We start from the raw sequence: 11474 nt of genomic DNA, 5'->3' as shown, positions 1-11474 counted from the left end.
TCGTCTCGCCACAAGCTGTGGGTCGGCCCATGCTTATGCTGGCGTCTATCAGCCTCGAGCGCGAGCGGGTAGATATCATTGATCGCTTCAAGCAAGCGGTTCGGCGCACGCCTGAGATCATGAGTGCGTATTATGTGACGGGTGAAGCCGATTTCCTTCTCATGATCTCGGTGCGGGACATGGCTGAGTATGAGGCATTTACCCGCCGATTTTTTCACGAGTCTGATATCAAAGCAGTCAAGACGATGGTTGTGATGGATCGTATCAAGGCGTCGTTGGCTTTGCCTATTGAGGAGTAACGCCCACAGCGCAGCCCGCTGCCGTGAGGATTTGCTGTTCTCCGGAACAGCCGCATCATCTGCCGATCGAGCGGCCCCTCGCGTAAGTCGGCTGAGGCACTAGAAGTCGATGGCGACCCGGCCCTTGGGCACATCGCTCTGCACCGAATAGCGTGATGCGCAACGCTATGCGTGCAGCATTCTCCTCACGAGTTACGCGCAGGGTGTATTCCCTTACCCGCGAGAGAAGGCATGCCGCGGCCTCAACCTCGCCTTCATGCGACAGGATCGCCAGCCGTCTGCCGTGGCGGATCGCTCGAGCGGGATGGACCGCCGCAGCAGATCGAGGCCGTTCTTGGCAAAGAGTACCAGTTCCGTGCGGTGCGTATAGCCAGCAGGTATCGCTGCAAACGCAATGAATGAGATCACCGGCAACGGGAGGTACGCGGTCAAGTCTTGCTTGTCCGGCACCTCGCCGAATACATACGTCCGATCATCAGAGAGGTCCGCTAGAATCAAGTTACATCCATCGCGAAACGCGGGATTTGGAAGGCTCATCTCAAAGCGAGATGGGGTCAATACACACAATGCATTTGACTGTAGCGGTTCAAGTCTGGAAGCTTTCCAATGATGGACATGCGACGCGGAACCGCGCATCTTGGAGGATGCCCGAGCCACGGCTGCACAGATCTGGTTCAAGCTGGTAGACCCAATGCGCGGTCTGCTCATTATTTGGTGCAGGAGGCAAGAATGCGCAGCGTCGATGATTTCCGCGATATTCACGAAGAGGCTATCACCTGGCGCCATCACCTCCATCAGAATCCCGAACTCGGTTATAAAGTTCACAACACCGCGAACTTCGTCGCTGAAAAACTGGCATCTTTCGGGATCAACCATATTGAGACGGGCATAGCCGAGACCGGTGTTGTCGCGCTAATCCAAGGCACCGGCGGAGACGGCCCAACGATTGGACTGCGGGCGGATATGGACGCCCTGCCGATTGTTGAGGCCACCGGCAAGCCCTGGACGTCAAAGGTCGAAGGAAAGATGCATGCCTGTGGTCATGACGGACATACGGCCATGCTGCTCGGCGCGGCAAAACATCTCGCTGCAACTAGGAATTTCAAAGGCTCGGTAGCGCTTATTTTCCAGCCCGCCGAAGAAGACGGGCAGGGCGCCGGACGAATGGTGCAGGAAGGCCTGATGGACCGCTTCAACATATCTCAGGTCTTCGGCATGCATAATATGCCCGGAATTGAAGTCGGCAAGTTCGGGATTCGTGACGGGTCCATCATGGCCGCCCTCGACGAGTTCGACATCATCGTAACCGGCCGCGGCGGACACGCTGCCACGCCTCACAATACGATCGATCCGGTGGTCGTCGGAGCTCAGATCGTCATGGCTCTCCAGACCTTGGTTTCACGAAACCTCGATCCGACGGAAGCTCTGGTCGTGTCGGTGCCAAAATTCGCCGGAAGTGAATCCTACCACATCATTCCCGACACCGTGACGCTGGGCGGAACGGTTAGGAGCCTATCTCCGGCATTGCGTGATTTTGCGGAGAAACAGATCAAGGTCTGCGCTGAGAATATTGCGGCGGCTTTCGGGGCCAAAGTGGAATACCGGCACAGGCGTCTTGAGCCACTGACGTTCAACCATACGGAGGCGACCGAATTGGCAGCCGCTGCTGCGCGGAGCCTTGTCGGGGGAGAGGCGGTCAACGAACAGGTCAAGCCGGTGATGGTTTCCGAGGACTTCTCCTACATGCTGCAAGCGCGGCCTGGCGCGTTCCTATTCCTCGGCAATGGACCCACGGCCGGGCTTCACAATCCGACCTATGACTTCGACGACAATGCCATTCCTTACGGGATTGGGTATTGGGTGAACCTAGTTGAAGGTACTTTGGCCGCCTAGTGTCGCAACGGGTCTTCTGAGCACCGCTCGCGCTGACTTCGGCGACGGGAAATCAAAGATTGGGCCGTTTCTCGCTGAATTTCAACGCGAAAGGCCGAATTGGCGCGAAGCCCGCGTAGACTTGCTGCTAATTTTGAACAGCTGACCGACGTATGGCCGGTCGCCCGTCATTCGAAAAAGAGAGAAACAATGGCTCTGAGCAATCTGGGTACCGCGCAAATTCAGGAGAAGGACCGGAATTACGTTTTCCATCCCTCGACCCATCTGGCCAAGCACAGCCGAGGCGAAACCCCAAACCGCGTTATGGCGGGTGCTGAAGGCGTCTATATCTGGGACACGGAGGGTCGCAAAAGCCTGGATGGGTTCGGCGGGCTTTACTGCGTGAACATGGGCTACGGTTGCAAGGAAATCGCCGATGCGATTTCAAAACAAGCCCACGAGCTTCCGTTCGCCCATGTGTATGCAAGCCAAAGCACAAAAACGGTCACTCTCCTAGCGGAGGCCGTGGTCGAATACTTCGGCGAGAACATGCGGCGCGTCTATTTTGGGCTTTCGGGATCCGATGCCAATGAGACCAACATCAAGCTGGTCTGGTACTACAACAACATCCTCGGACGCCCTGCAAAGAAGAAAATCATCTCCCGGCAGCGCGGCTACCATGGCTCCGGCCTGGTGTCCGGAAGTCTGACGGGACTGGCATTCTTCCACAACCACTTCGATCTTCCGCTCGAAATCGTCCGCCACACGACCACCCCGCATTGGTATCGACAGGCGCAGGAAGGCGAAACAGAGGAAGCGTTTTCTAAGCGATGCGCCGCGGAGCTCGAAGCCCTGATCATCGCGGAAGGCCCTGATACCGTGGGTGCTTTCATCGGAGAGCCCGTACTTGGCACCGGCGGCATCGTCCCACCGCCGAAGGGGTACTGGACCGAGATCCAGGCGGTGCTGGACAAATATGATATCCTTCTGATCGCCGACGAGGTCGTTACCGGATTTGGTCGCACCGGCGAGAAATTTGGTTCGCATTTGTACGGAATGCGTCCGGACCTGGTCACGATCGCCAAGGGCCTCAGTTCGGCCTACCTCCCGATTTCGGGCTCAATTATTGGAGAACGGGTCTGGGCGGTGTTGGAGCAGGGCAGCGAGAAATACGGTCCTTTGGGTCACGGCTGGACGTACTCGGGCCATACGCTTTGTGCCGCAGCAGCGCTGGCAAACATTCAGGTCCTAAAGGAAAGGAATATCCTGGAACATGTTCGCGAAGTGGGACCATACTGGCATGCGCAGATGAAGGCCAAGCTTGAAGGGCACCCCATTGTCGGTGAAGTCCGCGGTGTGGGCATCTTGTCCGCAGTCGAGTTTATGCGCGACCCGAAGCAGCGCGTGCCGTTCGACCCAGGGCTCCAAGTGGGTGTGCGCGCGGCAGCAGCGCTGCTGGACAATGGCGTGATCGCTCGTGCTATGCCCCACGCCGATACCTTGGGATATGCGCCCCCGCTCATCATCAAGAAAGATGAAATCGATATTATCGTGGACGCCACGATGCGTGCCGTCGATACGACTTACAAGGCACTTCAGTCCGAGGGCGCAGTTTAGTCTTCCTAAGATTCCAACGTCGGCGCTAAAAAGCCAGCCGTGGCTGCCGACGTGGATTGCCAGTAACCGAAATGGTCGCGCCGTTGCTCATCCCAGACATCAGGCCAATTTGTGGATAAATGTGCCTCTTTTCTTGAGGAGACCAAGACTGACCATCAGCCTTCAGTTTAAAAAGCTATTGCTTTATTCAAGGTGGAGGCGAACGGCGCGGGGCTATGACTTGGTTTTCAATGTCGCGTCCCCTGCCACCCGGTGATCCGGCGTATTCTTCGATACTCGATCTTCATTGAGGCCTGAGGCAACGGGTTGGGCCGTCGCGCAATAAGGCGACCAGCAACGCCACTTTCTTGTGTAACGACAGAGTGCAGCGTGTAGTTCGCGCCAAGAAGCCCGCTAATTCCGAATTCCACAACTCCTTTCGGATGTCGCGTCACTGAGTCGCTTCCCGGTCCGGAGAATTTTGCATCGCCTAGACTAGAGTGAAGCAGGCACCGCGAACAGGACGCCTACTGGTCCCCGCATAGCTGCGAGATGACCATAGATTGACCGGGAACGAAAGGCTTAGGCCTTGAGAAGCTCCGGCGCGACCAGCTCCTCCACGCAGTGCCACTCGCCCTTCACGCGGCTTCGTCCGGCGTCATAGAATGGTCGCAAAGAAGCTATGGCGGGATAGCGCTCCCCAGCGATCTCGATCTCGAATGTCCCTTCCGACAGCCAATCAGCCGTTACCCCGGCCTCGGCTGTGAGATATCCCATGCCGATGCCGCAACCCACAGTGTGGCCAAATCCAGCCGAGCGAAGGTATCCGACAAGGCTGCCGTCACGCCAGACAGGCTCGGTCCCGAACATCAACGATTTGGCATTTGGGGCAGCGAACTGGACCAGCCGCCGGCACAAGGGTTTGCCGCGCTGGGCCTCCAGTGCAGCGCGTCCGATGAAATCCTCGCGCTTATCCCAGGCAACCGTGAACCCCAGTCCCGATTCCAACGGGGTGTCCTCATCACCCACATCTGCACCCCAGTCACGGTAGCCCGCTTCCAGGCGCAGCGTGTTGAGAGCGACATATCCGGCGTGGCCTAGGCCGATATCGGCACCGGCGGCCACAAGGGCGTCATAGACCCCTAGTGTTTGTTCGGTTGGGATGTGAAGTTCCCAGCCTAACTCGCCGACAAAGGTCATCCGGAATGCGAGCGCGAGGCTATACCCGACCTCGATTTCACGAGCCGTCGCGAAGGGAAATGCCTCGTTAGAAAAATCCGCAGGACTGACGCGCTCAAGTAACTCACGCGATCGCGGACCCATCACGGAGAGGGTCGTATATCCTGATGAGACGTCGGCAACCGAGACGTGGCCGGCTCCCGCGGCATGCAAACGCAGCCAGGCGAGATCACGGGTGCGTTGGACGGCCGCCGTCACGACAAGAAATTCCTCGTCACTGATGCGCGCGATCGTGACGTCGGACTCCATACCGCCTCGCTCGTTCAGCCACGGCGTATAGACAACACGGCCGACGGCTACGTTCACGTCGTTCGTGGACAAGCACTGTAGCAGCGCAAGGGCATCTGACCCCTGCACCAGAAGGTGCGCGAAGGAGGTTTGGTCGAATAGGGTGACGCCGGAGCGGGTGGCCGTATGTTCCGCGCCACTTCGCTCGAACCATTCGTCCCGGCCGAACGTTGCATGCCTTTTCGGCGATCCAGGCGCACCAAACCATTGAACGCGTTCCCAACCGGCACTTTCACCGAAGTTTGCGCCGACGGCGGACAGACGGTCGTGCAAGGGGGACACGCGCACGTTGCGTGCCGTCTTCGGTGACTTATGCGGCAAATGAAGCGCCCAGAGGTTGCCGACCGCCTCCACCGTACGATCGTACAGATACCGCCTGTTCCGCTGAAATGGCATTGACCGCCGGACGTCCATTTCCCAGCAGTCTCCCGCTGGCAAGCCAGTCGACATCCATTCTGCCATGACCTTGCCCGCACCACCCGAGGACTCGATGCCGCAGGAATTAAATCCAGAGGCGACATACAGACCTTGAATTTCAGGTGATGGCCCGAGGTGGAACCGATTGTCCGGCGTGAAGCTCTCAGGGCCATTGAAATTCAGTTGGAGGCCGATATCTGCCAAGACAGGCATGCGCTCTATGGCCGCAGAGAGGTACGGTTCGATGTGGTCGAAATCTTCGGGCAACGAATCGAAACTGAAATCCTGGGGTATTCCATTCATGCCCCAAGGTTTGCCATTGGCCTCGAAGAAGCCCACGAGCAGTTTCCCGGCGTCGGCCTTTGCATAGACGCGCGCGTCCATATCGCGAATAGTCGGCAGGTCGAGGGGTAGGTCGGGAATCGCCTCGGTGACAACATAGAAATGTTCGGCAGCATGCAACGGCACCGACCAGTTGAGTTCAGCAGCCACATTCCGCGTCCACAGGCCAGTGCAGATGACCGCCTGTTCAGCACGGACCGTTCCCTGACTGGTTTCCACGCCAACGAAGCGGCCTTTCTCGACGAGGATACGTGTGACCGGAGTCCGCTCAAGGATCGTTGCTCCACCCTGGCGCGCGCCAACTGCGAAGGCACGCGCCGTATCGACAGCGTTGGTCATCCCGTCGGAAGCGATCCATGCCGCCCCTAGGACATCACTGACCTCGAGCAATGGAACGCGGCGCTGGGCTTCCGCAGCGCCTATCATCTCCACGTCCAGGCCAAACGAGCGGCCCATCGAACACCCGCGCTTGAGCTCTTCAAGCCGTTCCTGGGTCGCAGCGACGGTGATGGAGCCGGTTTGCCGAAAGCCAGTGGCTTGACCGGTCAGATTTTCGAGGTCCCTGAACAGATCGGCAGAGTATTGAGCGAGCTTGGCCATGGTTTCATTGGCACGGAGTTGTGTCACGAGGCCTGCGGCATGCCAGGTCGTCCCGCATGTCAGCTGGTCGCGCTCCAGAAGCAGAACGTCGCGGTGACCGAGACGGGTCAGATGGTAAGCTATCGAGAGGCCGATAATGCCCCCTCCAATGACAACGTATTCGACATGAGATGGTAGTTTGCCGGCCATTTTAAACCCCGTTCTAGCCTGGTCGCGGGAGTGCGGGACAAGGCGCGTTGTATCAAGACACTACCGTTGTCTTTGGATTCATTTCCTCCGATCTGCGGGCTTAGACAGCAGGTTTTCTGCACTGCCAGGCCTCCTTATGCAGCATTGCCTCAGTAAAACGTACTGTCGGCGGTCCCTTCGAGAGTCACTGACCTCAGGCGCATTCATTGCCCGTAGCCTCTATTAGGCACTTAAATCATGGCTTCGGCCGGTTAACCCAGTATCGTGATGTTGTAGGATACAGCGACAGGTGAGATCATCGTAAATCAAGTACGATCAGATCGGCGTCCGCAAACTGCATTGTCAATGGAATAGCCGCCCAACCTGCGATGCAATTCCGGAAAAGTTCGGAGTTTGCGCCACTGCGTGCCAACGTCATCTTACGAGACTTCGTGCGGAGGGGACTATCGATGCGGATAATACTGGCGAAGGCCGTTGTCCCGGCAACGTTTTGTGTCCCCGTTGAGGACCCCAAAGATCCTCGAGGCGGAACTTTGCACCCTCAAACGCCGATGCTGCGGGCAATGCTGTCGGCTGCCATCTGCTTCCGCCATTCAGCGGGGCCAGAGGTGTGGATTGAAGCGCCGGCCGTATCTACTGCCAGGATCACCGGCATATCCTGAACTTCAAATTCATAGATCGCCTCCATCCCAAGGTCTTCGAACGCTACCAACCGTGCAGATTTGATTGATTTCGATATCAGGTATGCAGCCCCGCCGACGGCCACCATGTATGGTGCCTGATGCCTGACGATCGATTCGATAGCGGCGGGCCCGCGTTCGGCCTTGCCGATCATGGCAAGAAGCCCGGTGGCGGCTAGGATCTTTTCCACAAACCCATCCATTCGGTTCGACGTTGTCGGCCCAGCCGGTCCCACAACTTCGCTTCCAACAGCGCGCACGGGACCCACATAGTAAATCACCCGCCCGGCGAAGTTGACCGGAAGGGGCTTGCCCGCGTCGATCAGCTCTGCAATGCGCTTGTGGGCAGCGTCCCGGCCCGTCAGAAGTTTACCGGACAGCAGCAGCGTCTCGCCGCACCGCCATTGCCGGGTGTCATCCTTCGCCAGTGTATCGAGGTTCACACGCCGGACGCCCTCGGGACGTAAGTCTTCGGGTCCAATGTCTGGCCATTGGGACAAGTCAGGCGGCTCCAGAGTTACGGGTCCGGATCCATCCAGGACGAACGTGACATGCCGGTTTGCTGCGCATTGCGGAATAAGAGCAACAGGCTTGGAGGCGGCGTGGGTCGGATAGGTCGCGACCTTGACGTCGACAACCGTGGTCAACCCGCCCAAGCCTTGAGCGCCTATGCCCAATGCGTTGATCCTGTCGTAGAGTTCGATCCGTAAAGCCTCTTCGGCGGACGAGGCTCCACGCGCAATCAGGTCAGCCATGTCGATCGGCTCGTTCATCGCCTCCTTGGCGAGCAGCATTGCCTTTTCCGCGCTTCCGCCGATGCCGACCGAAATCATCCCTGGCGGACACCAGCCACTTCCCAGTGTGGCAACGGTCTCGACCACCCAATCCGCAACCGAGGCGGTCGGATTGAGCGTGGTGAAGCGGGCTTTGTTTTCAGACCCGCCGCCCTTCGCAGAGACCGTGAACTCGATTGTGTCGCCGGCCACTAATTCGACATGAACGATCGCCGGGGTATTGTCACGGGAGTTGGTCCGGCCAGCGAGAGGGTCCATGACGACGGAGGGGCGCAAAGGATTGTCCGGGTCGAGGTAGGCTCGTCTGACGCCCTCGTTAATAAGCTCTACGAAGGAAAGCTCCGCGTTGATGAGCACCGACATGCCGACCTTGGCGAAGACCACGACGAGGCCCGTATCCTGGCAAATCGGACGCCGGCCGAAGGCGGCCATACGCGAATTGACCAGAATCTGCCCGATGGCATTCTTCGCGGGGGCGCTTTTCTCGCGTCGGTAGGCTTGCGCGAGGTATTGAATGTAGTCGGGCGGATGAAAGTACGACACGTACTGCAGGGCATCGGCGATGCTCTGCGCGATGTCCTCTCCGCGAATAGAGGTGTATTTGCGCTTATCGCTCAAGCGCGTCCAGCCCGTTGACCAGTTTCAGGTTCTGGAAGCTCCGCATGCCCTGCTCGCCCCCTTCGTAGCCGTAGCCGCTTTGCTTGACGCCCGAATGCGGCGCATCAGCGGCGACGCCCTTGAGGAAATTGATACTGACTGCGCCTGCCGAAAGTCTGCTCGCCAACAGGCGTTTGGTCTCCGGTGACGACGTGAAGAAGTACGAGGCCAGGCCATATTCGGTGTCATTGGCCTCTGCGATAGCGTCTTCAATGGTGTCAAAGGGGGCTATCGTGAGGATTGGCCCGAAAGGTTCCTCACGCAGAATATCCGAACCGGGAGGCACCTCGGTCAGAATCGTCGGGGGCCAGTAGAAACCCGGGCGGTCCAGTCTCGCGCCGCCAATTTCTATGCGCGCGCCTCTCCCCACTGCATCTTTAGTCAGCCGCTGCAACGCTTCAATCCTGCGGCCGTTAGCCATTGGACCCATTTCGGTACACGGAGCATCGGGAGCGCCGACCTCGATCGATTTCGCCGCATCCGCCATCCGCGACAGAAATTGCTGATAGACCGGCCGGGCCACAAGAATGCGGCTCGGCGCGTTGCAGCTTTGACCGGCGCATTCGAATTTATAATCGGCGATCGCTTTTGCCGAAGCTTCGAGATCCGCATCCTCGCAGACAATCACAGGGCAGTGCCCACCGAGTTCCAGCACGCACCGTTGCAGGTTTTCGGCGGCCAGCCTGGCGAGATGTTTTCCGACCACCGTGGAACCCGTGAAACTAAGGACTTTGACTATGGGGGATTTGAGCAGGTGTTGCGAGATGTCTGCCGGCACGCCAAAAACAAGGTTGACGACGCCGGCCGGAATACCCGCGTCATGCAGGGCCTGTATGATGTAGACACTGGCGCTCGGTGTCTCTTCCGCGCCTTTAAGGATCACGGGGCATCCGGCTGCTAGGGCGGCGCCGAGTTTGCGAGCATTGAGGACCGCCGGATAGTTCCAAGGGGTAAATGCGGTGACAACGCCAAGCGGCTCGGGCACGAGCATGCGGTCAGGCCCCATAGGAAGGGACGCACTAAGCTCTTCCGCGTGGGTGCCGTTCCACTCCAGCATTTCAAGCGCGCGTCTATATTCGCCTGCTGCTTCGGCCAAGGTCTTGCCCTGCTCCGCCGAGAGGGCCTTAGCTGCCGCACCAACTCTTCCCGCGAGTATGTTTGCAGCCGCAACGAGTATGGCACCCCGTTGGCGCGCGGCAAGCGCGGCCCAGGCTGGCCGACTGCGTTCGGCGGATGCCAAGGCATCCTCCAAGTCTTGGGACGATGCCGAGGCGACCGAGGCGAATGCTTGCTCCGTTGCAGGATTAATGACCGGGATCTCGCCCTTGCCGCCACACCGCCACTCACCGTCTATGAACAGCTCATACCGCTTGGCGTCTGACATTTTATGCTCCGGTTCAGAATCGAGGCCGTATACGGTGTGCGCCAGCCGGATGGATCCCAGTCCTTTGCACTTACATCTTGACGGCGGCCCGGGGTCAAATATGGAATTTTGCCGATTACTATCTGGAAACGAGATCGCCGCGTACTCGGCTCAGGGCTGCGCGGTGGCGGCTTCCGCAGGGGCCTTGGCCAGCCATTGCCCACTTTCAATCAGGTCCCGCACAATGCGTGGGATCAGCTTGCGGACCGCCGACACAGCGGGCGAATTCTCGTCCTTGGGGTTTACGGCCAGCACGACCGAGCGCGTGATGACGGGGTCGACGATCCGGACCATATGAACCAGCCCCTGCTGGACCTCCCTGTGGATGGCTGAGGGCGTGAGGATGGAGTACGCCTTGCCTTCCGTGACCATGCTGATGATCGTGGACAACGAGTCCACTTCAAACCTGACGTCGAGGCGGCAGCCATGCTGAGCCACGACATCCGCGACCGAGCGCCGGACATTGTTGTTGCGCATCGGAACAGCGAGGGGAAACGCGTGGAGGTCCGACAGCGCCACCACATCAGGGAAGGGAGGCAGATTTGGCGGGGCAACCAGACAAAAGTCTTCCCTGGCCAGTATCGGAAGACCGGCAATGGCGTCTGCGGTGCGGTAGAGAATGGCGAGGTTAAACCGGCCAGCCGCCATCCACTCTTCCAGAGGTCCGGTCATACCCTCGACCATCTTCAACGTCACAGATGGGAGCTCGTTACGAACAACCTCGAGCAATGGTCCTGAAAGCACACGGGCGGCCCCGGACGGGATGCCAATCGTGACCTCTCCGGACGCGGCCGTGTTGCTCATCTCGGCCTTCGTGATCCTGATTTCGTTCAGAATGGTTCGCGCGCGTTCGAGGAGTTTTGCCCCGGAAGGCGTGACGCTGACACCACTGCGGTCACGAATCAGGAGCTGGGTGCCGAACGCCTCTTCGAGCTGGCGGACATGAAGGCTGAGAGCGCTCTGGGCGACGTTTAGCATAGCAGCAGCCTTGGTGAAGCTGCCTGCCTCGACCACGCCGACAAAATATCTGAGCTGTCTGAATTCCACTTACGGCTGACCTACCTGCAACGCATCCAGA

General features: G+C 58.8%; 7 protein-coding genes. 3 read left to right on the top strand and 4 right to left on the bottom strand.

Going from position 1 to position 11474, the window contains the following annotated elements; genetic code table 11:
- From NKH36_RS32095 to NKH36_RS32085, 3 genes are all read left to right on the top strand, one after another.
- Positions 1-299 (top strand): Lrp/AsnC family transcriptional regulator (locus NKH36_RS32095; protein ID WP_352965895.1); only part of this gene is annotated, 299 nt, incomplete at its 5' end.
- 729 nt (positions 300-1028) lie between these two features.
- Positions 1029-2192, top strand: coding sequence for a M20 aminoacylase family protein (locus NKH36_RS32090; protein ID WP_352960989.1), 1164 nt, complete (start codon positions 1029-1031; stop codon positions 2190-2192).
- A 189-nt stretch (positions 2193-2381) separates the two neighbouring features.
- On the top strand, positions 2382-3788 hold the full coding sequence (locus NKH36_RS32085; RefSeq protein ID WP_352960991.1) for an aminotransferase: 1407 nt from the start codon (positions 2382-2384) through the stop codon (positions 3786-3788).
- 561 nt (positions 3789-4349) lie between these two features.
- On the opposite strand, the gene NKH36_RS32080 is transcribed toward NKH36_RS32085, so the two are convergent.
- The 4 genes from NKH36_RS32080 to NKH36_RS32065 all read right to left on the bottom strand — a co-directional run bounded on the left by NKH36_RS32080 (position 4350) and on the right by NKH36_RS32065 (position 11443).
- Positions 4350-6842: a GcvT family protein gene (locus NKH36_RS32080; protein WP_352960993.1), complete on the bottom strand. Its 2493-nt coding sequence runs from the start codon at positions 6840-6842 to the stop codon at positions 4350-4352.
- Positions 6843-7383: 541 nt separating this feature from the next.
- A complete protein-coding gene (locus tag NKH36_RS32075) occupies positions 7384-8934 on the bottom strand; it encodes a fumarate hydratase (RefSeq protein WP_352960995.1) in 1551 nt (516 codons plus the stop codon).
- Positions 8924-10357 carry an aldehyde dehydrogenase family protein gene (locus tag NKH36_RS32070; RefSeq protein WP_352960997.1) on the bottom strand — a complete coding sequence of 478 codons (1434 nt, stop codon included), beginning with the start codon at positions 10355-10357 and terminating at the stop codon, positions 8924-8926. The genes NKH36_RS32075 and NKH36_RS32070 overlap by 11 nt, the downstream gene beginning before the upstream one ends.
- 150 nt (positions 10358-10507) lie before the next feature.
- Positions 10508-11443 carry a LysR family transcriptional regulator gene (locus NKH36_RS32065; protein ID WP_352960999.1) on the bottom strand — a complete coding sequence of 312 codons (936 nt, stop codon included), beginning with the start codon at positions 11441-11443 and terminating at the stop codon, positions 10508-10510.
- Between the last annotated feature and the right edge of the window lie 31 nt (positions 11444-11474).

The sequence above is a fragment of the Mesorhizobium sp. M1312 genome (assembly GCF_040318115.1).
In the GTDB taxonomy this organism is placed as follows: Bacteria; Pseudomonadota; Alphaproteobacteria; order Rhizobiales; family Rhizobiaceae; genus Mesorhizobium.
The sequence above is the reverse complement of the archived record's forward strand: the minus strand, read 5'-3'. Positions and strand labels throughout refer to the sequence as shown.